We start from the raw sequence: 23,453 nt of genomic DNA, 5'->3' as shown, positions 1-23,453 counted from the left end.
CGCCGGCGCAGCGGGCGCCCCAGCCGCAAGCACCCCAGGCCGTACGCGTGCCGACGGTCCCGCTGCCCGCCCGGCTCGGGTGCGCCCCGAGCGGGCAGCCGAGCCCGGACCCGGCGCGCCCGAACGCCCCCGACCCGACGGCGAGGCCTTCGACGCGACCAAGCCCATGCCGGCGGTCGGCGACGCGGGCAGCCCTGCGGCAGAAGCGGAGTCGACGCAGGTCCTGCCCGCTGTCCCGCCGGTTCCGCCCAACGAGGAGGGTCGCGAGTGACGACCCGCGACATCGTCTTCGTCGCCGTCGGCGTCGTGACCGCTCTCTCCGCCCTGCTCTCGGTGACGACGAAGCACGTCGTGCACGCCGCCCTGTGGCTGCTCGTGTCGCTCGGCTCGCTCGCCGGCGCCTACCTCGTGCTCGGCCAGGAGCTCGTCGGGCTCGTGCAGCTGCTCGTCTACGTCGGGGCGATCGTCGTGCTCGTGCTCTTCGCCCTGATGCTCACCCGCGCCCCGATCGGCCCGCGCGCCGAGATCGACACGCCCAGGTGGCAGCGCGCGGTCGGCGCCCTGCTGGGGGCGGCGACCACGGCCTTGCTGGCGTCTCTCCTGCTCCCGCTCCTGTCGGGTGCGACCGCCGACCTCGACACGCCCTCCGCGACGACGCCGCGCATCGCGCAGGCCGTCTTCGGCACCTGGGTCTGGCCGTTCGAGCTGCTCTCCGTGCTCCTCCTCGTCGCGCTCGTCGGCGCGTTCGCCGTGTCGCGGCTCGTGCTCGACCGCGACGACCCGGCCGCCGTCGCCGACCTGAGCGAAGGCGCCCGCCGGTGATCCACCTCGCGCTCCCGGGCGCCCTCGTGGCCCTGCTCGCCGGCATCGGCATCTACGGTGTGCTCGCGCGTCGCAACGCGGTGCTCGTGCTCATCGGCGTCGAGCTCATCCTCAACGCCGCGAACCTGCTGCTCGTCACTGCGGGTTCGCGCCCCGGTGCGCCCTTCTCGGCCGGCGCCGTGCTGACCCTCTTCGTGATCACCATCGCGGCCGCCGAGATCACCGTGGCCCTCGCCATCATCCTCGTGCTGTTCCGCCGGACCGGGCACATCGACCTCACGGCGGTGCCCGACCTCACGGAAGACCCCGACGAGCCCCACGACCCCGACGGCGAGGGCGAGCGGGCCGATGCGGCGCGCCAGCCGGCCCGGTCGGGGGAGGGGGCGTCGTGAGCTGGATCGTGCGGATGATCGTCCTGCTCCCCGCCCTGGCCGGCCTCGTCGGCCTGATCGTGCACCGCCGACGCGCGGTGGCCGCCGCGGTCGCGGTCTCGGTGTCGGCGTACGTCATGGTGCTCGGGCTGATCCAGTGGGTCGCGCCGGCACGCACGGCCGACATCGACACGCTCGGCAGCCTCCCGCTCGGCGGCGGCCTCGCCGTGCCGCTGCACCTGCTGTCCGACCGCGTCTCGGGACTCGTCTCCTTCGTCGTCGCCCTCGTCGTGCTCGCGATCCAGGTCTTCACTGTCTGGTACCTCCGCGACGACCCGCGCTACGGCCGGTTCGCCGCGGCGGTGTCGCTCTTCGCTGCCGGCATGCTGCTGCTCGTGCAGTCGGGCGACCTCGTGCTCATGCTGGTCGGCTGGGAGATCATGGGCTGGTGCTCGTGGCTGCTCATCGGCCACGACAGCGAGCGGCCCGCCGCGCGTCGCGCCGCCTACAAGGCGTTCCTCGTCACGCGCGTCGCCGACATCGGGATGGTGGTCGGTCTCGTGGCTCTGTCCGTGCGCGCCGGCAGCACCGACCTGATGGCCGTGCTCACGGCGTCGGGGCACGACACGGCCCTGACCCTCGGGCTCGTCGGTGTGGTCGTCGGCGTGGCGGGCAAGTCGGGTCTCGTCCCCTTCCACGACTGGCTTCCCGACGCGATGGAGGGCCCCACCCCCGCGTCTGCCCTGATCCACGCGGCCACCATGGTCGCGGCCGGTACCTACCTCGTCTCGCGGCTCTTCACCCTCTACGCCCAGCACGACGGCGCCCGGCTGGTGCTGGCAGTCCTTGCCGCCGTCACGATGGTGTATGCCGCCCTGCTCGCCCTCGTGCAGACCGACCTCAAGCGAATGCTGGCCTACTCCACTCTGAGCCAGATCGCGATCATGCTGTCGGCCCTGGCCGCCGCACCGGCCGAGCTCGGACCGGGTGCCGGCATCTCGCACCTCCTCGGCCACGCCTTCTTCAAGGCCCTGCTCTTCCTCGCCGCAGGCTGGCTCTCGGTGCTCGGAGGGGCCACGGCCCTGGCCGCGCTGCGCGGTCGACTACGACCCACGGGGGCGCTGCGCTGGGCGACCGGCATCGGGCTGGCCGCCCTGGCCGGGGTGCCTCCTCTCATCGGCTTCTTCACCAAGGACACCGTCATCGACTCTGCGCTCGAGGGCAGCGGTGCGGGTCCGATCGTCGTGACCATCGCTCTGTTCCTCACCGTGGCCCTGACGGCGGCCTACTGCACGCGGGCCTGGCTGTTGCTCGACACGCCTCTCGCCGCCGACCTGCCTGTCGAGGCGTCACCTCACGCCCCGACCGACCCGGCAACCGGCCCCGTCCTCGAGCCCGCACCCACGCAGACCGTCCCGGTCGTCCCCGTCGTCCCGGTCGTCCCGGTCGTCCCGGTCGTGCCCGAGGAGCAGGTCGCCGTCGTCACCGTCGCCGACAGCGCTGACGACGCCGAGGTCGAACGCGTCCACGCGCACGGCCACGCGCCGATCACCTTCCCCGCGGCCCTCGTGGTCGCGGTGCTGGCGGCCCTCACCGTGGTCGGCACGCTGTTCCTGGCGAGTCTGCGCGGCGGGGTGCACGTGGGTCTGCTCAGTGCCCTGCTCTCCCTGCTGCTCGTCGCGGGCGCCGCGGCCGCCGTCTGGGTCGCGAGCGACCGCGGCCGGTCCGACGTCGCCGACCGCGTTCCCGGGCTGCTGCGCGACCGGGCCGTGCGGGGCTTCGGTGTCGACACGGCATACGTCGGCGTCGGACGTGCCGTCACCGCGCTGGCCCGTCTGGTCGTGGCGCTCGACCGCGACGTCGTCGACGCCTACCCACGAGCCACCGCAGCGGTCGCCCGTGCAGCCGGCCGCGCGGGGGAGCGCAGCCACCGCGCTGTCCCGTCCCTGTCGCTGCTCGGGCTCCTGGGCGGCGTCGTCGTCATCGCGATCCTGGGGGTGACCGCATGGCGCTGACACTCATGCTCCTGCTGCCGCTGCTCGGGGCCATCGCCCTCATCGCGATCCCCGGCGAGACGCGCGTCGAGCGCGGCATCGCCCTGGGAGCCACGGTCGTCACCGCGGTGCTCGCCGTCGTCGTCGTGTGGGGGCGCCACGAGGTCGACGTCCCATGGATCCGGGCGCTGGGCGTGCGCTGGAACTTCGGGGTCGACGGCATCTCGGCCGCGCTCGTGCTGATGACCGCCCTGCTCACTGTGGCCGTCGTCGCGCACGCCCTCTCCGGGCCCATCCCGAAGGGCGGCAGCGGCTCGACGTTCCTCGGCTGCATCCTGCTCGTCGAGACCGGCGCACTCGCGACGTTCCTGGCCCGCGACGCGATCCTCTTCTTCATCGCCTTCGAGGTCGTCCTCGTGCCGATGTGGGTGCTCGTGCGGCGGTTCGGCGACGACCACGTGCGCGACGAGGCGCGAGCCGACGCGGCTGGTCGCTTCGTGCTCTTCACCGTGCTGGGCTCGACCCTGATGCTCGTCGGCATCCTGCTGCTCGTGCACCACCAGGGCACGAGCGACCTCGGCGTCCTCGCGGCCCGACACGGCACCGGCCTGTCGCGGTCGCTGCAGGTGGTCATCGCGGCCGTGCTGCTGCTCGGTCTCGGCATCAAGGTGCCGCTGTGGCCGCTGCACACCTGGCTGCCGTCCGCGCACACCATCGCGCCGACCGCGGGCTCGGTGCTGCTCGCCGCGGTGCTGCTCAAGATGGGCACCTACGGCATCGTGCGGCTCGCTGTCGCGACCGTGCCCAGAGGGGTCGCCGAGCTGAGTCCGCTGCTCGCGCTCCTCGGGGTCGTCGGCATCCTGTGGGGAGGTCTGGCGTGCCTTGTGGAACGCGACCTCAAGCGCCTCATCGCCTACAGCTCCGTCGCGCACATGGGCTTCGTGGCGCTCGCCATCGCGTCGGGCAGCGAGACCGGGCTGCAGGCAGCGCTCTTCGGCAACATCGCCCACGGCGTCGTCGCTGCCCTGCTCTTCTTCGTCGTCGGTGACCTCAAGGAGCAGTGGGGCTCGACCGACCTCCGGGTCGCCCGTGCGGCTCTGCGCGACAAGGCTCCCCGCTTCGGGCTGGCGCTCGTCGTCGGCCTCGCGGCCGCCCTTGGCCTGCCCGGCCTGGTCAGCTTCTGGGGTGAGTTCCTCGCCCTGTATGCCGCCTGGTCGCCCGCGCCGGGGCGTCCCGTCGCGCTGCTGCGCGTCTGCGTCGTGCTCGGCGCCGTCGGGCTCGCGCTCGCGGCGGCCTACTCGCTCAGGGTCGCCCGCATCGTCTGGGCCGGCGAGGGCAGCGACCGCGCCGAGGGCGTCGCCGCTGAACCGGTCGGCGACGCACGCGGTGCCCGGTGGGCGGTCGTGATGACCCTGGTCGTGGTCGTCATCGCTCTCGGTGTGCTGCCACACCTGTTGCTCGGCCTCTCCGACAGCGCCACGACGGGGCTGCTCGCGGGTCTGGGGGTGACGCCGTGAAGGGTCTCTCGATCGACTACGGCGTCCTCCTGCCGGCCCTGCTGCCGGTCGCCGGCCTGGTGCTCGTGCTCGTCGCCGACCTCTTCGCTCCACATGGGCGCCGCCTGCCGTGGGGCATCGCCGGCCTCGCGGCGCTCGCGTCGGCGGTGGCCACGCTGCCGGGCCTGGCCCTCGGTGGCGGCTCCACCCGCGAGACGTTCTGCATCATCCCGACAGCTGTGCCCCCGGGCGGTGGGAGGCTGCCCGGTGTCGAGGGCCTGCCCCGGGTCTGCTTCTGGCAGGCCGACGCCCTGGGCTCCACCCTGCAGCTCGCAGCAGCGGTCTCGGCCCTCGTCTGCATCGCCCTCGGGTGGCCGCGTGCCCGACGCCGTCGCCCCCGCCCCGAGCACGGCACGCGCGAGCCGGTGGAGGCGGTGCTGCTCCTGGCCGCCCTCGCCGGCACGGTCGTCGTCGCCGCCAGCCGCGACGTCGGCACCTGGCTCGTCGCGCTCGAGCTGGCGACGCTGCCCGTCATCGCGCTCGTCGCCCTCTCCGGGCGACGCTCGGCCGCCGCCGGGGCGACCCAGCTGCTCGTGACCTCGCTCGTCTCCTTCGCCCTGCTCGTGCTCGGCGTCGCCCTCTGGTTCGCCGGCACGGGCAGCCCGTTCCTGACTCCCGACGCCGCCCTGTCGTCGGCGGGGGCGTTCGCCGCGACCGGCGGGCCGTCAAGCGTCGTGCTGCCGTCCGTGTCGTCCGGGCTCGTGTCGCTCGCCACCGTGCTGTTCATGGCAGGCGTCGGCTTCAAGCTCTCGCTCGTGCCGTTCCACGCGTGGACGCCAACGGCATACTCCGGCTCGTCGGTTCCTGTCGCGACGTTCCTCGCGACGGTCTCGAAGGTCGCCGCCCTCGCCGCGCTGCTCGTCGTGCTGCGCGCCGTCGCCGTCCTCGGCACGCCGGCCCTGCTCGCGATCGCCGTGCTCGCCGCGCTGAGCATGACCCTCGGCAACGTCATGGCGCTGCGGCAGGACGACGTCGTGCGCCTGCTCGCCTGGTCCACCGTCGCCCAGGCCGGCTGGGTCGTGCTGCCGCTCGTCAGCATCTCGGCGCTCGGGGTCGGTGCGAGCGCCACCTACCTGCTCACCTACGTCGTGGCCACCCTGGTCGCCTTCGCCGTCGTGGCCGTGACCCTGCGCGACCAGCCCGCGGGCGGCCGCACCCTCGCGGCCTACGAAGGGCTGTGGCGGCGAAGCCCCTGGCGGGCCGGGGCACTCATGCTCGCCCTCACCTCGCTCGCGGGCCTGCCGCCCGGCATCATCGGACTCGTCGGCAAGGTCACGGCGCTGCGCCCCGTCGTCGCCGAGGGCTGGGTGTGGCTCGCCGTCATCGCCGCCGTCAACGCCGTCATCGGGGTCGCCGTCTACCTGCGCTGGCTGCGCGCCGTCATTACCGAGCCCGACCCGACACGGGTCGAGGGCGCTGGCCCTGGCGAGGGCGTCAGCCCTGTCGGCGGTGTCGGCACGAAGCCGCCTTCGCGCCGACCGGTCGTCGTGGCCGCGCTCGCGTTCGCCGCGGCCGTCCTCGTCGTGGTCAGCGTTCAGCCCGACCTGCTCGTGCGCCTGCTCGGCTGAGCGGAGGCGGGCCCCACCCGTGGTGGGCCGGCCTCCGAAGCCTGCCGGTGCACAGGGACAGTGGCCCTCGCACGGCGAAGGGGCCGTCCGCACCTGGACGGCCCCTTCGTTCTCCCCCAGGAGAGTCAGACGGTCGCGGGAGCCCGCTGGGCCACGACCGGGTAGTCGGCCACGGTCCTTGCGTGCCGCAGGCCGAGCAGACCCAGCACCAGGAAGATCGCTGCCCCGATGAAGGCGCCGATGCCGGCGTAGAGGGCGATCGTGCCCATGGTGCCGAAGGCGTAGGCGTTGAGGAGCAGGCCACGGAGGGTGTTGCCCATGAACAGGCTCTGGCGGAGCTCACCGAGGGCCGTGACCTGGGCCTGGTCGGCGTTGGGGTCCTTGGAGAGCTTGAGGAACTCGCCCGAGACCTCCGAGTAGGTCTTGTTGTTCGACTGGGTGTTCATGTGCACGAGGATGTAGTGGTCGGCGAAGGCCTTGGCCTGGGCGCCGTTCTCCATCTTCTGGCCGGCGAACGGGAGCAGCGCGTCCTTCTGCTCCTGGGTCTGTAGCGCCGCGGCCACGGGCATCGTGATGTTCTGCTGGCTCAGCTGCTCCTTGACGTTGTCGGCGACGAAGCTGCTGGCATACGTGAGCAGGCCGCCGGCCACGACGAGAACGGCCGCGAGGATGAGGCCGGTCCAGGAGATCAGCTTGTCGAGGGTCTTACGCATCGCTCTCTTCTTTCATCGGTGGGGAGTGTCGGTCTCCCCGTTGGCTCCAAACCTACTACTACGTGTAGTAGTTGAAAAACGTAATGAGGGAGATTCGCGTCACAGCGGGTTGCCAGGCTCCTCACGGCCTCCTCCTGGCTGGGTGCGGGCTGGGAACGGTTGCCTCGGACCGGTCGTTCAACCGGCATGCACAACCACTTCAACGGGCTCAAGACCGCCGCCCTCTTCGGCGGCATCTGGGCCCTCCTGCTCGGCATCGGCGCCCTCGTCGGTGGCGGGCGGTTCATCTGGCTCTTCGCGCTCATCGGGGTCGCGACGACCTTCTACGGCTACTGGAACAGCGACAAGCTCGCCATCCGCGCCATGCACGCCTACCCCGTGAGTGAGGCGCAGGCGCCGGCGATGTATCGCATCGTGCGCGAGCTCTCCACTGCCGCAGGCAAGCCCATGCCGCGGCTCTACATCAGCCCGACGCAGGCCCCGAACGCGTTCGCGACCGGGCGCAACCCCCAGAACGCCGCCGTCTGCTGCACCGAGGGCATCCTCGGACTGCTCGACGAGCGCGAGCTGCGCGGCGTGCTGGGCCACGAGCTCATGCACGTCTACAACCGCGACATCCTCACCAGCTCGGTGGCCGCCGCGATTGCCGGCGTGATCACCTCCATCGGCCAGATGCTCATGTTCACGAGCATGTTCGGTGGCGGCAGCTCCGACGACGACCGCCCCAACCCCATCGCGCTGCTCGCGATGAGCCTGCTCGCGCCGATGGCCGCGATGATGATCCAGATGGCGATCAGCCGCACCCGCGAGTACGACGCCGACGAGGACGGCTCCAGGCTCACCGGCGACCCGCTGGCTCTCGCGTCGGCGTTGCGCAAGCTCGAGTCGGGCGTCGCACGGGCACCCCTCGCCCCGCAGCAGGACATCGTCAACGCGAGCCACATGATGATCGCCAGCCCCTTCCGGGCCCAGGACGTGACGCGGTTCCTGTCGACGCACCCGCCGATGGAGCAGCGGATCGCGCGGCTCGAGAACATGGCGGGAGGGCCTTTCCAGCGCTGACCCTGAGCGGACCCGGCGCGTCAGGACGGATGCTGCGCAACCTGTGCGACGAACAGCCCGCCGATCTGGCAGGCTCGCCCCTATGCGCAGTCTCACCCTGGCCGAAGCCCGCGAGCGATCCTCGCTGATCACCGTCACGTCGTATGCCGTCGAGCTCGACCTCGACCAAGGTGCCGAGGTCTTCGGCTCCCACGCGACGGTGCGGTTCTCGTGCAACCGGCCGGGTGCGGACTCGTGGGTCGACCTCAAGGCGCACTCGGTCGAGACGATCTCGCTCAACGGTGAGCCGATCGACCCCGCCGAGGTGTCCGGTGGCCGCCTGCCGCTGACGGGCCTCGCCGCCGACAACGAGCTGGTCGTCGCCGCGACGATGGCCTACAGCCACGACGGCCAGGGTCTGCACCGGGCCACCGACCCCGCCGACGACCTCGACTACGTCTACGGCCACCTGTTCCTCGACGCCGCGCCGAGCGTCTTCGTCTGCTTCGACCAGCCCGACCTCAAGGCCCCCTACGACGTCACCGTGCGCGCCCCCCTCGACTGGACGGTGCTCGGCAACGGCGCGGCGACGCGTACGGCCCCCGGCACGTGGACGCTCGCGACCACCAAGCCCCTCGCGACGTACTTCCTGACGGTCTGCGCCGGACCCTATGTCTCGGTGCGCGACGAGCACGACGGCATCCCGCTCGGCATCCACGCCCGGGCGTCGCTGCGTGAGCCGCTCGAGCGCCACGCGGCCGAGCTCTTCGACGTCACGAAGCGGTCCTTCGACTACTTCCACGGGCTCTTCGGCATCCGCTACCCGTTCGGGGAGTACCACCAGGTCTTCGTCCCCGAGTTCAACGCCGGTGCGATGGAGAACCCGGGCTGCGTCACCTTCCGCGACCAGTACCTCTACCGCGGCGCGGCCACTCGAGACGAGCTGCTGACGCGGGCCAACACCGTCAGCCACGAGATGTCGCACATGTGGTTCGGCGACATCGTGACGATGCAGTGGTGGGACGACCTCTGGCTCAACGAGTCGTTCGCCGAGTACATGTCGCACCGCGCCCTCGTCGACGCGACCGAGTACACCGACGCGTGGGTCGACTCCTCGATCGTGCGCAAGGTCTGGGGCTACGGCGCCGAGCGCTCCCCGTCGACCCATCCCGTCGCCGGCGTCGAGGCGCTCGACGCGCAGAGCGCGCTGCAGAACTTCGACGGCATCTCGTACGCCAAGGGCGCGGCCACGCTGCGCCAGCTCATCGCGTACGTCGGCGACGACGAGTTCATCGCAGGCGTCCGCGCCTACCTGACCGACAAGTCGTACGGCAACGGCACCCTCGCCGACTTCCTCGGCGCCATCGAGAGGGCGAGCGGCAAGGACCTCGAGGCGTGGTCGAGGGCATGGCTGCTCACCGCCGACCGCGACACGATCTCGGTCGACGTCGAGGAGCAGGGTGGGGTCGTCGAGTCCGCGGTCGTGCGGCGCGAGTCGCCCGCCGACCGCCCTGCAGACCGGCCGCACGCCTTCGACGTCGCGGGCTGGACCGACGGTCGCGAGCTCGCCCGTGCCTCGGTGACGGTGACCGGTCCCGTGACCACGCTCGGCGACCTGGAGGGCACGCCGGAGCCGGCCATCGTGGTGCCCAACGCGTCCGACCTGACGTGGGCTCGGGTGCGCCTCTCCGACTCGACGGTGGCCGCGCTGCCGTCGCAGCTGGCCCAGGTTCCCGACGCGCAGGCGCGGGCCGTCGTGTGGTCGTCGCTCATCGACGGCGTGCACGGCGCCGCGGTCTCGCCTGACGCGTTCCTCGACGTCTTCGACGCCGCGTGGCCGCACGAGTCCAACTCCTCGATCCTGACGCGCGTCGCGGCCTACGCCGAGCACCGCGTCGTGCCGTACTTCGTCCCGCGCGACAAGCAGGACGCCGCTGTCGCCCGCCTCAACCGTGCCGCCGTGGGGCTGCTCGAGCGCGCGACCGCAGGCACGACGGAGTCGCTCGGGGCGGCCCGTCTCGTCGCCGGCACGAGCGACGACGAGACCTTGCTGCGCGCGTGGGCCGACGGCAAGGGCCTGCCCGCCGGCCTCGAGGACGACGGGGACTTCCGCTGGATCGTCGTGCGCAACCTCGCGGCGCGCGGCCTCGTCGGTGTCGCCGACGTGGACGACTTCCGGTCCAAGGACGACACGCTGCAGGGCGGCCTCAACGCCCTCATGTGTCGCGCCAGCCTGCCCGAGGCCGAGGCCAAGGCGTGGGCGTGGGAGCAGCTGACGACACGTCAGGGACGCTCCAACTACGAGATGGTCCACCTGGCCCGCGGCTTCTGGGTGGCGCCCGACGACGCGCTCGTCGAGGACTACGTGCCGCGCTACTTCGCCGACGTGCCGGCCATGTCGGGCTGGGTGGGGGAGGACGCCCTGTCTCGCGTCGTGCTCGTCGCCTTCCCGCGCGTCTTCACCGACGAGACGGCGCGCCTCAGCGCCGAGGCGATAGCCCGTGACGACCTGACGCCCGCCGTCCACCGCTCCCTCGTCGACGCCGACGCCGAGCTGCGTGAGGCGCTCGCGTCCCGTGCGACGTTCGGCGCGACGTTCGGTGCGACCGTCTGACGGCGTGGGCACCCCGAGCCGCGACGAGCTGCCCGGCGTCGTCCGTGCCGTGAGCGACGCGCACCTCGCGCTGCTCGACGAGCGGACTCCCGGGCTCGTCGATGGGCTCTACCTCCACGGTTCGCTCGGCTTCGACGGCGAGTTCCACGGCAGCAGCGACATCGACTTCGTCGCCGTCACGAGCCGTCGACCCACGCACGACGAGACCGAGGCGCTCCGGCAGGTGCACGCGGAGCTCGACAAGCGGTGGCCCGAGCCGGCATACGACGGCTTCTACGTCACCGCGGGCGACCTCGCCGGCTCGCCCGACGTCGTGCCCGACGGGCCCGGGGTGCTGCACCAGTGGTTCGACGTCGGCACCCACGCCGACCTCAAGCACATCACCTGGCGCGAGCTGCGCGACCACGGAGTCACCCTGTGGGGCAGGGACCTCCGCGACCTGACCATCTGGAGCGATGACGCCGCGCTGCACGCGGCGACCCTCGACAACCTCGACACGTACTGGCGCTCGCAGCTCGAGGCGATGGAGCACCACCCTCGCGAGGCCTCGCTCCCTCAGGCCGCCGAGTGGGGCGCGCTCGGGGCGTCGCGGCTCGTGCACCTGCTCGTCACCGGTCGTCCGACGTCGAAGTCGCGGGCGGGGCGGTGGGCACTCGGGGCCTACCCGGCCCACCGCGAGATCCTCGAGGAGGCACTCCGGGTGCGGGAGCGTCCCGACGACCCGTCGACGTATGCCGCCGAGCCCGACCGCAGGCGCCGTGACCTCGTCGCGCTGATGAGTGAGGTCATCGCGGACGGGCTGACGCGGTCAGGGTCAGCGCCCGGACGGCAAGCATCCGCGACATGACCGGTGCCGCAGCCGGCCCCTGGGTCATCGAGCTGGCCGACGTCGGGAGCCTCGCGTGCGAGGCGATGCTGCGCGACTACTACGTCGAGGTGAGCGACCGGTGGCACCGGCTGCGTCACGGCCGCGACTCCACGTCGGAGGAGATCGAGACCGGCTTCCCCCGGATGCGCAGCGACGACCTGGCACCCCCGACGGGCGAGTTCGTCGTGGCCCGGAGCGCCGACGACTCGTCCGTGCTCGCCGGCTGCGTCGGTCTGCGACGGCTTCGCGACGACGACGGCAGGCCGGTCGCCGAGCTGCGCCGGATGTACGTGCGACCCGAGAGCCGCGGCACCGGGCTGGGGTCGGCCCTGCTGCTGTGCGCCGAGGAGATCGCCCGGGTCTGGGGCGCGACGGAGGTTCGGCTCGACACGCGCCTCGACCTTGTCGAGGCCCGGGCCCTCTACCGGCGCCATGGTTACGACGAGGTCCCGGCGTTCAGCGACGGTCCCTACGCCGAAGTCTGGTACGCCAAGCACCTGTCCCCGAACGACGGCGGTTGAGGGGGTCGGCGTGCGCAGGGAAGTGGGCACTCGACCGTCCCCCTCCAGTCAAGTGCTCAGTTCCCGGCAGGTTGGCAGGTCAGCAGGGAGCCCAGGCCTCCACGAGGTCGCGGAAGGCGGCGGCGGCCGCAGGACGGGCCGAGCGGACGGACGCCGCCAGGTCGTACCTCGTCGCGGCGTCAGCGAACTGGCGAGTGACCCACTCGGCCACGGCCGCGTCGACACGGCCGGTGCCGAGCTCGCGAGTCACCGCCTTGGCCGCGACCATGCGGTCGACTGCCTCGATCACCGGGTCCGGAGGAGGCGCCGCGTCGAACAGCTCGCCGAGGTTCATCGGCGGCGTCGCCGCACCGTGCACGCCCATCCAGTGCAGGGCGGCCGCCGGACGCAGGGCGTAGAACACGCGCTTGAGCACGACGTCCCCGCCGTCGGGAGCGCCGCTGCGAGCCCATTGGCCCTCGCCGACGTGGAGGTAGTGGCGGCCGACGAGCTGGAGGTCGAGGAGCGAGTCGCAGACCGCCTGGAGGGCGTCGCGGAAGTCGGCCTCGCCGGCGTAGACGATGGGGGAGCGCAGCCACTCGCCGACAGTGGCGTTGCCGTTGGCCACCAGCCGCACGGCCTTGACGAGGTCCCAGCCGTTGACGTCGAGCACGGGGTCGAGCGAAGTCTCGATGACGTCGCGAGGCGGCCACGGGTCGAGGTAGTCGTCACGTCGACGCACGAAGAAGAACCGGCAGTCGTAGTCGCTGTCGGGTGACGGGAAGCCCCAGGCCCGGCTCCCGCTCTCGATCGCCCACGGGATGGCGACCCTGTGATCCGCGACGACCCCGGCCAGCCGGGCGTCGATCTGTCGCACGACGTCCGGATCGAGGTCGGGGCTCAGTTGGCGCACACCGGCCATCCTGCCGGGTCGTGGAGCCCTGTCGGCATCTGGTGCCGGCAAAACCTCCACGACCTGCCGGGTCGGGCACGGTCGTGGCCAACCGTGCGTGTCGGAGGCGCGGTCAGCGGTCGTAGGCCGTGGTGTGCCGGGGCTCGTAGAGCTGGATGTCGTCGGCCCCCGGCACGGCCATCATGACGACGAGGCCGTACCTGTGGTCTGCAGGCTCCGTGGTGAAGACGGCACCCCGTGACGCGAGGTCGGCCATGGTGGCGGCGAGGTCGTCGCACATGAGCGAGATCGCGTGGTGGCGCGGTGCGCTCCAGCCGGAGCCCTCGGGCCCACGGGTGGGGTGCACCCCGACCTCGCTGGGCCCGGTGCCGAAGATGAGCCAGGCGTCGGGCCCGGTGGCGCCGGGGCTGGTGGCGTCGTCGGTGACGAACGGCCACCGCAGCACGTCGCGGAAGAACGTCCGGGTCGCTGTGGGGTCGTCGGAGTAGACGAGGTTGTGCACGGCGGTGATCATGACCCGGACGTTACGCCGCCCGCTGAGCTCAGTCTGCGGGCGCCGGGCCGCTCTTTGACCCGACGCCCTGCTGAGCCTGTACCCGTCGAGTCCCAGTCCGTCCCGCCGAAACGGCGGGCAATGTCTCCACTCCTACCCCTCCTGGGGTCGCGAGGCGGTAATAATCTGGCCCTATGGACGACGCCCGGCCGGACGAGGGCACCGAGACACGGCAGCAGCTCGACGAGCTGACTGCGCGAGTCGCCGCCAACCGCGCGGACCTGGATGCCCTTCGGGCCCGCGCGAACGCCGACCACCGCCGGCGTTCGAGGTCCTCAGGGCGGCGAGCAACGACGCCAACCGCAAGCTTCGCGACATCGCCGACGACGTGGTCCGCACCGGCGACGTGAGCACGCTGCCCCAGTCCTAGGCGCAGATCCGGACCGCGGGCCGCCCGGCGTCGCCGCGCCCCGGCCGGAGGGCGTCACCAGGGGCTGGGCTCGTAGTCCTTGACGAAGCAGCCGTAGAGGTCCTCGCCGGCCTCACCGCGCACGATCGGGTCGTAGACCCGCGCGGCGCCGTCGACGAGGTCCAGCGGTGCGTGCCAGCCCTCGGCCGCGATCCGCAGCTTCTCGTCGTGCGGGCGCTCGTCGGTGATCCAGCCCGTGTCGACGGCCGTCATGAGGATGCGGTCGGTCTCGAACATCTCACCGGCGCTCGTGCGGGTCAGCATGTTGAGCGCGGCCTTGGCCATGTTGGTGTGCGGGTGCCCGGCCCCCTTGTAGCGGCGGGAGAACTGGCCCTCCATGGCCGACACGTTGACGACGTACGCGCGCCGGGCCCCGCCTTCGATCGCGGCGCGCATCGCCGGTCGCAACCGCGACACGAGGATGAAGGGCGCGGTCGAGTTGCACAGCTGCACCTCGAGCAGCTCGAGCGGGTCGACCTCCTCGACCTTCTGGGTCCACGAGTTGTTGCGCTGGAGGTCGGGGAGCAGACCGCCCGCATCGACGGCGGTGCCGGCCCGGTGGGCCTCGAGGCTCGCGTGGCCGGCCGACAGCGCCAGGGCCGTCATCGAGGCGGCCGTCTGGGCGGCGATCGCGTGCTCGACCGACTCGCCGTCGTGGTGAGCGACGGCATGGGTGCCGAGGGCGCCGGCGATCGAGGCAGGGTGCGCCTCGCTGATCCGGTCGAACGTCACCATCTCGGGGAGCGCGACACCGTCGGGCAGCGGCGCGGACTCGAGTTCGACGAGGTTGCTGTAGGCGCCGGGGGAGCGGCGCACCGTCTGGGCGGCGTTGTTGACGAGGATGTCGAGCGGCCCGGCGGCCGACACCTCGTCGGCGAGGGCGACGACCTGCGTGGGGTCGCGCAGGTCGATACCCACGACCTTGAGGCGGTGGATCCAGTCGGCCGAGTCGTCCATCGAGGCGAACCGGCGCATCGCGTCCTTCGGGAAGCGAGTCGTGATCGTCGTGTGGGCGCCGTCGCGCAGCAGCCGCAGCGCGATGTACATGCCGATCTTCGCGCGGCCTCCGGTCAGCAGCGCGCGCTTGCCCCTGAGGTCGGTGCGCTGGTCGCGCTTGGCGTGGCTGCGGGCCGCGCACTCGGGACACAGCCAGTGGTAGAACGCGTCGACGAGGGTGTAGTCCCTCTTGCAGATGTAGCACCCGCGCGGGTTGACCAGTTCGCCCGCGAACGCGCCAGAAGCATTGGACACCAAGGGGATTCCCTTGGTCTCGTCGTCGATGCGCATGGGCGACCCGGTGGCGGTCGACTCGATGACCTGACGGTCGGCCTTGCGCTCGGCCCACGTCTTGGCGTTGCGCCGGTCCTTCTTGAGCCGCTTGTACATCAGCGACGCGGCCCGCCTGAGCGTCTCGAAGTCGGGGTCGTCGATCTCGAGCGAGGGGGCCAGGGCGAGCACCCGCACGGCGGTGGCGACGTCCTCGGGGTCGAGGTGCACGACGGCAGCGGGGTCCAGCTCGTTCTCGGTCTCACTCACCGCGCAAGGGTACGCGTGGGGCCGCGTGCTCCCCGAATCGTCGACGGAGCGCGACCGCCCACGGCGCAGGTATGCCGCCGGGCGGCGTCGTCGCCAGCCACCGGGAGCGTGGTGGCTGGCGACCGAGGCGGCCCGACGGCATACGTGGTCGGGATGGTTGGGCCTCGCCCGGGGTCACGTGGGGGCGGTGCACACCCTCTCGCGTCCCCGGCGCGGGGATCGTGGTCCGGTCAGCTGGAGCTGGCCGGCTTGACGGCGAGCGTGACCTCGACGTCCTGGCGGGAACCGCCACGGATGATCGTCAGCTTCGTCTTGTCTCCGGCCGTCATCTCGCGGATCTGGGCGACGAGGGCCGTCGCGGAGTCGACCCGCTGGCCGTCGACGGCGATGATGACGTCGCCGGTCTTGATGCCGGCGCTGGCGGCCGGGGTCCCACTGTTCACCGCTGCCACCTGGGCGCCGGCGCGCTTGGCGGAGCCGTCGGTGACGACCGTGTCGCGCGTGCTGACTCCGAGGAAGGCGTGCTCGGCCTTGCCGCTCTTGATCAGCTGGTCGGCGATCGACTTGGCCTCCTTGACCGGGATCGCGAAGCCGATGCCGATGTTGCCGCTCTGGCTGCCCTGGCTCTGGCCGAGCGAGGCGATCGAGGAGTTGATGCCGATCAGCTCGCCCTTGGCGTTGACGAGGGCACCACCGGAGTTGCCGGGGTTGATCGCGGCCGACGTCTGGATCGCGTTCGTCACGACGGCGTCGGACTGCTGCTGCTGCTGGCCGAAGGGCGAGTCGCTCGAGGTGCCCGTGCTGACGGGCCGGTTGAGCGCCGAGACGATGCCGGTGGTCACGGTGCCCGAGAGGCCGAGGGGGTTGCCCACCGCCATCGTCGGGTCGCCGACCTTGATCGACTCGGAGTCGCCGAGGGTGATCGGGGTGAGGTCGCTCGGGGCGTTCGTCAGCTTGACGACGGCGAGGTCGGTCGAGGGGTCGGTGCCGACCACCGTGGCGCCGTACGTGCGGCCGTCGCTGAGGGTGACCGTGATCGACCCGTTGCCGGTCGCGCCCTCGACCACGTGGTTGTTGGTGAGGACGTGCCCGCTGTTGTCGAAGACGACACCCGAGCCGGCGCCCGAGCTCTGCTGCGTCGTCACGTCGATGCTGACGACGCTGGGGGCGACGGCGGCGGCCACGGCGCCCCAGTCGGGAGCGGTCGCGTTGCCCTGCACGACAGTCGGCGACGAGTTCTGGTTCGTCGTCGTCGTGGTGGCGGAGGGCGTCGTGCCGGTGGCCGTGCCCTGGCCGTCGAGCTGGGTGACGGCATACGTGCCGCCGCTCGCGAGCACGGCTGCGAGGAGGGCGACGCCGACCGTCTGGCCGAAGCGTCGGTCACGCTTGGGAGCGGGACGGCTGCCCTCGCCGAGCGGCGGCGTGGGCGCGGAAGGCGGCGCCGGCGGGGACGTGGGGGCCGACTGGCTGTAGTAGTCGGCCTGCGGGATCTGCTGTGTGCGGTCCTCGGGTGCCAGGGTCATGGCTCCTCCTCGATCTGGTGTGTTGTCCCCATGACATCGACCCAGCTTTGGACGGCGTTGTGGCCTTCCTAAGAATCCGCTGTGCCTTGGCGGCTCGGGCCGGATCCGACGGCGTCGCCCTCGGGGCTGACCCGTCGCGGTAGCTCCACGACGACGGTCGCCCCTCCACCCGGGGTCTCCTGGACGCGGACGCGACCCCCGTGGGCCGCGACGATGGCCTGCACGATGGCGAGGCCCAGGCCGTTGCCGCCACCCTTGCCGCGGCTGCGCGACCAGTCCGCGCGGTAGAAGCGCTCGAAGACGTTCTGCCGGTCGTGCACGGGTATGCCGGCCCCGTGGTCGCGCACGTGCAGCGCGACGTGGCCCACGTCGAGCCGACCGACGAGGATCTCGATCGGGGTGCCGTCGGGGGTGTGCACGCGGGCGTTGGTCACGAGGTTCGTCACCACCTGGCGCAGCTGCTGCTCGTCGGCGCGCAGCTCGGTCGGCTCGATGGGGCCGTTGATGCCGGTCGCCACGATGTGGCGCCCCGGCGCGATGGTGCGGGCGTCCTGAGCGGCGTCGGCCGCGAGCACGGCGAGGTCGACGGGCTGGAGCTCGAGGGGCCGCTCGCCGTCGAGACGGGCGAGCGTGAGCAGGTCCTCGACGAGCCCGCTCATGCGGGTCGCCTCGGACTCGATGCGCCCCATCGCCCCCGTGACGGCGTCGGCGGTCGACAGGGCGCCCTGGCGATAGAGCTCGGCGTAGCCGCCGACGGCCGCGAGCGGGGTGCGGAGCTCGTGCGACGCGTCCGCGATGAAGCGGCGCATCTTCGCCTCGTTCGCCTCGCGCACCGCGAAGCTCTGCTCGATGCGGGCGAGCATCGCGTTGAGCGACCGCGAGAGCGAGGCGACTTCGTCGTCGGTGTCGGGCACGTCGATGCGTTGGGTGAGGTCACCGACGGCGATCTTGGCGGCGGTGTCTTCGATGCGGGTGAGGGGGCGGAAGGTACGACGCACGAGGAACCAGCCGAGCAGCGCGGTGATCAGCAGCGTGATCGCGCCGATGAGCCCGGCGTAGACGAGGAACTGGCCCACCGTCGACTCCAGGGGGCGGAGCGGCAGCGCCACCACGATGATGTAGGTGTTGCGATCGTTGACCTCGGCGTACGCGACCCACGAGTCCGTGCCGTTGACGGAGCCGACCTGGAAGGTCTTGCGCTCCCTCACCTCCGGACTGTTGACGGTGAGATTGGGCAGCACGGCGCGTGCGCTCTCCAGCGTGGCCTCGCTGAGCTGCACGACCTGGCCGGTTCTGATGTTGACGGCACGGGCGGTGAAGCCTGCGGTCGGCAGGTTCGCACCGGACTTGGAGAGCTCGTCCGGCTCGACCGAGGCCAGGCTGGTGGCATACACCTTGACCTCCTGCTCTGCCTGGCTCACCAGGTAGGAGCGGAGCAGGGCGCCGACGACGATCGAGGTGACGGCCAGCGCCACGGCGATGAGCCCGAGGGTCACGCCGAGCAGTCGCCAGCGCAGCGGCACCGCGCCCAGCCGGCCCGACAGGGACCGTCGAGCGCTCGAGGGTGAGGGGGCCGTCCGTGACGTCACGTCGGCCCGTGTCAGGGGGTGGTCAGCTCGGGTGGCACTCGCAGAACGTAACCCACACCGCGCTTGGTGTGGATGAGTGACGGCCCGTCGGCGTCGATCTTGCGGCGCAGGTAGGAGATGTAGGACTCGACGATGCCGGACTCGCCGCGGAAGTCGTAGTCCCAGACGTGGTCGAGGATCTGCAGCTTCGACAGGACCCGGTTGGGGTTGAGCAGCAGGTAGCGCAGCAGCTTGAACTCGGTGGGGGAGAGGTCGATGACCCGGCCACCGCGACGCACCTCGTGGGAGTCCTCGTTGAGCTCGAGGTCGTGGAACCTCAGGGTCGCGCCGTCGTCGACCTGGCCGCGGGTGCGGCGCAGCACCGCGCGGATGCGGGCGATGACCTCCTCGAGGCTGAACGGCTTGGTCACGTAGTCGTCACCGCCGACCGTGAGGCCCTGGATCTTGTCGCCGGTGGCGTCGCGGGCCGTGACGAAGACGATCGGCTGCTGGCGGCCACGGTCGCGCAGTCGTCGCGTCACCTCGAAGCCGTCGACGTCGGGGAGCATGACGTCGAGCACGACGAGGTCGGGCTCGGACTCGGCGGCGATGGCGAGGGCGGTCGTGCCGTCGCCGGCCGTCTCGACCTCGAAGCCGGCGAAGCGCAACGACGTCGCGAGCAGCTCACGGATGTTCGGCTCGTCCTCGACGACGAGCAGGCGCGCCTCGGGCGCGGGCGCTGTCTGGGTGTCCACGAACTCAGTGTCAGGGTGTTTGCTGGGAGTTCGCTGGGAGATGCGTTCGGTGCGAAGGGGTAACCATCGCGACGGTGATCGTCACGACGGGGGCAGCCCGCTTCGGCGACCGGCACTGACCACTCCCGCTGACCAGTCCGGCTGACCGCTGGCCGACCCCTCCGCCGACCGCTCCAGCGGGACGATCCCGCGGGCCCCACCGCTGCCCCGGTGAGGCCGACGGTCTGCTCCCCCGACGGTGCCCTAGCGTGGGCGCCGATGATCGTCCTGCTGCTGGCCCCCCTGATCGGCCTGCTCGTCGGGCTCGTGATGGGTGCGCTGGGGGGTGGCGGCGCCGTCGTCTCGGTGCCGGTGCTCGTCTACCTGCTGCACCAGCCCGTGCGCGAGGCCACGACGATCTCGCTCGTCGTCGTCCTCTTCGGTGCCGTGGTCGGGCTCGTCGGCCTGCGGGGCAGCGGTCGGGTCGACTGGCGGACGGGTCTTGTCTTCGGCGGCCTCGGCCTCGGCGGGTCGGTGCTCGGCTCGAGGGGGTCGGTGCTCGTCGACCCGGCGCTGCTGCTGGCCGGCTTCGCCGTGCTGCTCGCCGTCGTCGGGGTGCTCACCTGGCTGCACGCCAGCCGACCGGAGGCGTCCGGGGAGGCATCAGGCGAGGTGTCGCTCACGCAGCTCGTGCCGACCGCCTTCGGTGTGAGCGCCCTGACCGGGTTCTTCGGGGTGGGCGGCGGCTTCGTCACCGTGCCCGCGCTCGCCGTGGTGATGCGGTTGCCCGTGGTCGTCGCCACGGCGACGAGCCTCGTCGTCATCGCGGTCAACGCGACAGCAGCCCTGGCGACCCGCGCGCTCGGGGGCGGCATCGGCCACCTGCCGTGGGGCCTCGTTGCCACCTTCGCTCTCGGCACCGGTCTCGGCACCTGGCTCGGCAGCCGGGTCTCGGGTCGCGCCGGCGGCCCGGTGCTGCTGCGGGCGTTCGCGATCGTCCTGACCGTGCTCGCCGTCGTCGTCGGAGTCGAGGCGCTCCGGGCCTGACGGGCCCGGCGGGCGGTTTCGAGATCCCGGCCGGGCGGCTCAGAGGTCGTCGGCGTCGACGATCCGGTACGCGTACCCCTGCTCGGCGAGGAAGCGCTGGCGGTGCGCGGCGAAGTCGGCGTCGACGGTGTCGCGGCTGACGATCGTGTAGAAGTGCGCCGTGCGACCGTCGCCCTTGGGGCGCAGCACCCGGCCGAGGCGCTGGGCCTCCTCCTGGCGCGACCCGAACGTGCCGCTGATCTGGATCGCGACGCTCGCCTCGGGCAGGTCGATCGAGAAGTTCGCCACCTTGCTGACGACGAGGGTGCTGATCTCTCCCGCGCGGAACGCATCGTAGAGCCGCTGGCGCTCCTTGACCGTCGTCTCGCCGGTGATGACGTCGGCGCCGAGCCGCTCGGCGACCTCGTGCAGCTGGTCGAGGTACTGACCGATGACCAGCGTCGGCTCGCCGACGTGCTGCGCCGCGAGCTTCTCGATGACACCGAGCTTCGCGTCGGTGCAGGACGCGAGGCGGTAGCGGTCCTCGGGCTCGCTGACGGCGTACGCCATGCGCTGGCCGTCGGGCAGCGTGACCCGCACCTCCACGCAGTCCGCGGGGGCGATGTAGCCCTGCGCCTCGATGTCCTTCCACGGCGCGTCGAAGCGCTTCGGGCCGATGAGGCTGAAGACGTCGGCCTCGCGGCCGTCCTCGCGCACGAGGGTCGCGGTCAGGCCGAGGCGGCGGCGGGCCTGCAGGTCGGCGGTCATGCGGAAGATCGGCGCCGGCAGCAGGTGCACCTCGTCGTAGACGACGAGGCCCCAGTCGCGGGCGTCCAGCAGGTCGAGGTGGGCGTAGGCGCCCTTCCGCTTCGTCGTCAGCACCTGGTAGGTCGCGATGGTGACGGGGCGGATCTCCTTGCGGGCACCGGAGTACTCGCCGATCTCGTCCTCGGTCAGGGTCGTGCGCTTGAGCAGCTCGTCCTTCCACTGCCGCGCACTGACGGTGTTGGTGACGAGGATGAGGGTCGTCGCCTTGGCCGCGGCCATCGCGCCGGCACCGACGAGCGTCTTGCCCGCCCCGCAGGGGAGCACCACGACACCCGAGCCGCCGTGCCAGAAGCCGTCGACGGCGTGCTGCTGGTAGGGACGCAGGTGCCAGCCGTCCTGCTGGAGGTCGATCGGGTGCGCCTCACCGTCGACGTAGCCCGCGAGGTCCTCGGCGGGCCAGCCGATCTTGAGCAGCTCCTGCTTGAGGGTGCCACGCTCGCTCGGGTGCACCGTGACCGCCAGGTCGTCGATGCGCTCGCCCGTGAGCGGTTTGATCTTCTTGTGCCGCAGCACCTCCTCGAGCACCGGGCGGTCGGTCGTGCGCAGCACGAGCCGGGTGCCGTCCTCCGAGTCGGCGAAACCCTCCTTCTCGAGGGTCAGGCGCCCGTAGCGGTCCATCGTGTCGGCCACGTCGACGAGCAGGGCGTGCGGGACGGCATACCTGCTGAACGTCATCAGGGCGTCGACGACCTGCTCGGCGTCGTGCCCGGCGGCGCGGGCGTTCCACAGGCCGAGCGGTGTGATGCGGTAGGTGTGCACGTGCTCGGGGGCGCGCTCGAGCTCGGCGAAGGGCGCGATGGCGCGGCGGGCCTCCTCGGCGCGCGGGTGCTCGACCTCGAGCAGGAGGGTCTTGTCGCTCTGCACGATCAGGGGTCCGTCATTCATCGACTCGTCCAACCTCCTCCGCCGTTCGATGTATTCCGAGGTCGCCCGTGACCGCCGGAAACATCGATCCGGGGGCGATCCGGGGCCTTCTGTCGTGGTGACAGTATGGGCGAATGCGATCCCCACAGGTCGAGGCGGCGACGGGGCTGCCGCCCCAGGTGACGATCTACGAGGTCGGCCCACGCGACGGCCTCCAGAACGAGAAGACCGTCGTGCCGGCCGCGACGAAGGTCGAGTTCATCCGGCGGCTCGAGGCGGCGGGGCTCGGCACCATCGAGACGACGTCGTTCGTGCCGGCGAAGTGGGTGCCGCAGATGGGCGACGCCGAGGAGGTGCTCGGCGCGCTGGGCACCGACGGGCTGGGGCGGCAGCGGCCCGCCCTCGTGCCCAACGAGCGCGGCCTCGACCGTGCCGAGGAGCTCGGGCTCTCGGCGATCGCCATCTTCGGCTCGGCCACCGAGACCTTCGCGCAGAAGAACCTCAACCGGTCGGTCAACGAGCAGTACGCCATGTTCGAGCCCGTCGTGAAACGCGCGCTGGCCGACGACATGTGGGTGCGCGCCTACGTCTCCATGTGCTTCGGCGACCCGTGGGAGGGCCCGGTCCCGGTCGAGCAGGTCGTCGACACGGCCGAGCGGCTGATGGACCTCGGCTGCCACGAGCTCAGCCTCGGCGACACCATCGGCGTCGGCACGACCGGTCACGTGCACCGGCTGCTCGAGGCGCTCGCCGCCCGCGGCATCGGCACCGACCGGGTCGCCGTGCACTTCCACGACACCTACGGCCAGGCGCTCGCCAACACGATGGCGGCCCTGCGTGACGGGGTGTCGGTCGTCGACGCGGCCGCCGGTGGCCTCGGCGGCTGCCCCTACGCGAAGTCGGCCACTGGCAACCTCGCCACCGAGGACCTCGTCTGGGCCCTGCACGGTGCCGGCGTCGCGACGGGTGTCGACCTCGACGCGCTCGTCGCGACCTCGGTGTGGATGGCCGGTCAGCTCGGGCGGCCCAGCCCGTCGAACGTCGTGCGCGCCCTCGCCGGCGGCTGACGCGGTCAGGCCGGCGGCTGGTCCTTGGTCAGGTGGAGCAGCCAGTCGCGGTCGGTGCGGATCAGCGCGAACCGGCGTGGGCCGCTGCCCCCGTGGAGCACGAAGACGATCCGGTGGTCGTCGCGCGACTCCTCCTCCCACCAGCCCGCCTCGGCCACCGACTTGTGCTCGTCGGTGTAGGTGAGGTGGTCGAGCTCGTGGTCGTCGACCGCGACGGCGAGCCGGTCGTGGCGGTTGCTCGTGGGGAGTCCTTTCGGCACCGCCCACGAGCGGAGGACGCCGCCCTCCTCGAGCCGCAGGTCGAAGTGCGGCCGCGGCTTGCGGTGGTCGTGGAGCACGTATGCCGGCCGGTCGCCGTCGCGAGCCCCCTTGCCTGCCAAGGCTG

At 72.0% G+C, this 23,453-nt stretch carries 20 protein-coding genes and 1 pseudogene; 12 read left to right on the top strand and 9 right to left on the bottom strand.

Annotated elements, in window-relative coordinates; genetic code table 11:
• The 6 genes and pseudogenes from AC1DE0_RS21725 to AC1DE0_RS21700 all read left to right on the top strand — a co-directional run.
• A pseudogene (locus tag AC1DE0_RS21725) lies at nt 1-271 on the top strand (hypothetical protein); the annotation flags it as partial.
• Entirely contained in the window at nt 268-822 is a 555-nt protein-coding gene (locus tag AC1DE0_RS21720; protein ID WP_478105580.1) for an NADH-quinone oxidoreductase subunit J family protein, read from the top strand. The pseudogene AC1DE0_RS21725 and the gene AC1DE0_RS21720, both read left to right, overlap by 4 nt.
• Nucleotides 819-1,214, top strand: coding sequence for an NADH-quinone oxidoreductase subunit NuoK (gene nuoK, locus AC1DE0_RS21715; RefSeq protein WP_478105578.1), 396 nt, complete (start codon nt 819-821; stop codon nt 1,212-1,214). Before AC1DE0_RS21720 ends, nuoK begins: the two co-directional genes overlap by 4 nt.
• Complete coding sequence (locus AC1DE0_RS21710; protein ID WP_478105576.1) at nt 1,211-3,208, top strand: NADH-quinone oxidoreductase subunit 5 family protein; 1,998 nt, start codon at nt 1,211-1,213, stop codon at nt 3,206-3,208. The genes nuoK and AC1DE0_RS21710 overlap by 4 nt, the downstream gene beginning before the upstream one ends.
• Complete coding sequence (locus AC1DE0_RS21705) at nt 3,199-4,704, top strand: complex I subunit 4 family protein (protein ID WP_478105574.1); 1,506 nt, start codon at nt 3,199-3,201, stop codon at nt 4,702-4,704. The genes AC1DE0_RS21710 and AC1DE0_RS21705 overlap by 10 nt, the downstream gene beginning before the upstream one ends.
• Complete coding sequence (locus AC1DE0_RS21700) at nt 4,701-6,311, top strand: NADH-quinone oxidoreductase subunit N (protein WP_478105572.1); 1,611 nt, start codon at nt 4,701-4,703, stop codon at nt 6,309-6,311. Before AC1DE0_RS21705 ends, AC1DE0_RS21700 begins: the two co-directional genes overlap by 4 nt.
• 125 nt (nt 6,312-6,436) lie before the next feature.
• On the opposite strand, the gene AC1DE0_RS21695 is transcribed toward AC1DE0_RS21700, so the two are convergent.
• Nucleotides 6,437-7,024, bottom strand: coding sequence for a hypothetical protein (locus AC1DE0_RS21695; protein WP_478105570.1), 588 nt, complete (start codon nt 7,022-7,024; stop codon nt 6,437-6,439).
• Between the two features lie 186 nt (nt 7,025-7,210).
• On the opposite strand from AC1DE0_RS21695, the gene htpX reads away from it, so the two are divergent.
• The 4 genes from htpX (at nt 7,211) to AC1DE0_RS21675 (ending at nt 12,068) form a co-directional block, all read left to right on the top strand.
• The gene (gene htpX, locus AC1DE0_RS21690) at nt 7,211-8,086 is read left to right on the top strand and encodes a zinc metalloprotease HtpX (RefSeq protein WP_478105568.1); all 876 of its coding nucleotides are present in this window, start codon (nt 7,211-7,213) and stop codon (nt 8,084-8,086) included.
• 82 nt (nt 8,087-8,168) lie between these two features.
• Nucleotides 8,169-10,679 (top strand): aminopeptidase N, encoded by a 2,511-nt coding sequence (pepN, locus tag AC1DE0_RS21685; RefSeq protein ID WP_478105566.1) that lies wholly within the window; start codon nt 8,169-8,171, stop codon nt 10,677-10,679.
• Between the two features lie 4 nt (nt 10,680-10,683).
• Nucleotides 10,684-11,526: a nucleotidyltransferase domain-containing protein gene (locus tag AC1DE0_RS21680; RefSeq protein ID WP_478105564.1), complete on the top strand. Its 843-nt coding sequence runs from the start codon at nt 10,684-10,686 to the stop codon at nt 11,524-11,526.
• The gene (locus AC1DE0_RS21675) at nt 11,523-12,068 is read left to right on the top strand and encodes a GNAT family N-acetyltransferase (protein WP_478105562.1); all 546 of its coding nucleotides are present in this window, start codon (nt 11,523-11,525) and stop codon (nt 12,066-12,068) included. Before AC1DE0_RS21680 ends, AC1DE0_RS21675 begins: the two co-directional genes overlap by 4 nt.
• A 79-nt stretch (nt 12,069-12,147) precedes the next feature.
• Here AC1DE0_RS21675 and AC1DE0_RS21670 read toward each other — a convergent pair whose 3' ends face one another.
• From AC1DE0_RS21670 to AC1DE0_RS21645, 6 genes are all read right to left on the bottom strand, one after another.
• Nucleotides 12,148-12,969: a nucleotidyltransferase domain-containing protein gene (locus AC1DE0_RS21670; RefSeq protein ID WP_478105559.1), complete on the bottom strand. Its 822-nt coding sequence runs from the start codon at nt 12,967-12,969 to the stop codon at nt 12,148-12,150.
• 103 nt (nt 12,970-13,072) lie between these two features.
• Nucleotides 13,073-13,474, bottom strand: a complete 402-nt coding sequence (locus AC1DE0_RS21665; protein ID WP_478105557.1) for a VOC family protein — start codon at nt 13,472-13,474, stop codon at nt 13,073-13,075.
• Nucleotides 13,475-13,937: 463 nt separating this feature from the next.
• On the bottom strand, nt 13,938-15,458 hold the full coding sequence (locus AC1DE0_RS21660) for an SDR family NAD(P)-dependent oxidoreductase (RefSeq protein ID WP_478105555.1): 1,521 nt from the start codon (nt 15,456-15,458) through the stop codon (nt 13,938-13,940).
• A 230-nt stretch (nt 15,459-15,688) separates the two neighbouring features.
• Nucleotides 15,689-16,981: a S1C family serine protease gene (locus AC1DE0_RS21655; RefSeq protein WP_478105553.1), complete on the bottom strand. Its 1,293-nt coding sequence runs from the start codon at nt 16,979-16,981 to the stop codon at nt 15,689-15,691.
• A gap of 68 nt (nt 16,982-17,049) precedes the next feature.
• The gene (locus tag AC1DE0_RS21650) at nt 17,050-18,570 is read right to left on the bottom strand and encodes a sensor histidine kinase (RefSeq protein WP_478105552.1); all 1,521 of its coding nucleotides are present in this window, start codon (nt 18,568-18,570) and stop codon (nt 17,050-17,052) included.
• A gap of 11 nt (nt 18,571-18,581) precedes the next feature.
• Entirely contained in the window at nt 18,582-19,304 is a 723-nt protein-coding gene (locus AC1DE0_RS21645) for a response regulator transcription factor (protein ID WP_478105550.1), read from the bottom strand.
• A 258-nt stretch (nt 19,305-19,562) separates the two neighbouring features.
• Between AC1DE0_RS21645 and AC1DE0_RS21640 the strand changes: the two genes are divergently transcribed.
• Nucleotides 19,563-20,330, top strand: coding sequence for a sulfite exporter TauE/SafE family protein (locus AC1DE0_RS21640; protein ID WP_478105548.1), 768 nt, complete (start codon nt 19,563-19,565; stop codon nt 20,328-20,330).
• 39 nt (nt 20,331-20,369) lie between these two features.
• Here the strand turns inward: AC1DE0_RS21640 and AC1DE0_RS21635 are convergent, their stop codons facing one another.
• A complete protein-coding gene (locus tag AC1DE0_RS21635; protein ID WP_478105546.1) occupies nt 20,370-22,022 on the bottom strand; it encodes a DNA repair helicase XPB in 1,653 nt (550 codons plus the stop codon).
• Nucleotides 22,023-22,135: 113 nt separating this feature from the next.
• On the opposite strand from AC1DE0_RS21635, the gene AC1DE0_RS21630 reads away from it, so the two are divergent.
• Nucleotides 22,136-23,068 carry a hydroxymethylglutaryl-CoA lyase gene (locus tag AC1DE0_RS21630; RefSeq protein WP_478105544.1) on the top strand — a complete coding sequence of 311 codons (933 nt, stop codon included), beginning with the start codon at nt 22,136-22,138 and terminating at the stop codon, nt 23,066-23,068.
• Between the two features lie 5 nt (nt 23,069-23,073).
• Here AC1DE0_RS21630 and AC1DE0_RS21625 read toward each other — a convergent pair whose 3' ends face one another.
• Nucleotides 23,074-23,448 (bottom strand): DNA polymerase ligase N-terminal domain-containing protein, encoded by a 375-nt coding sequence (locus AC1DE0_RS21625; RefSeq protein WP_478105542.1) that lies wholly within the window; start codon nt 23,446-23,448, stop codon nt 23,074-23,076.
• Nucleotides 23,449-23,453 lie beyond the last annotated feature (5 nt).

The sequence above is a fragment of the Terrabacter sp. 05T424 genome (genome assembly GCF_056396225.1).
Note: the sequence above shows the minus strand (reverse complement) of the source record. Positions and strands in the feature narration are given on the sequence as shown.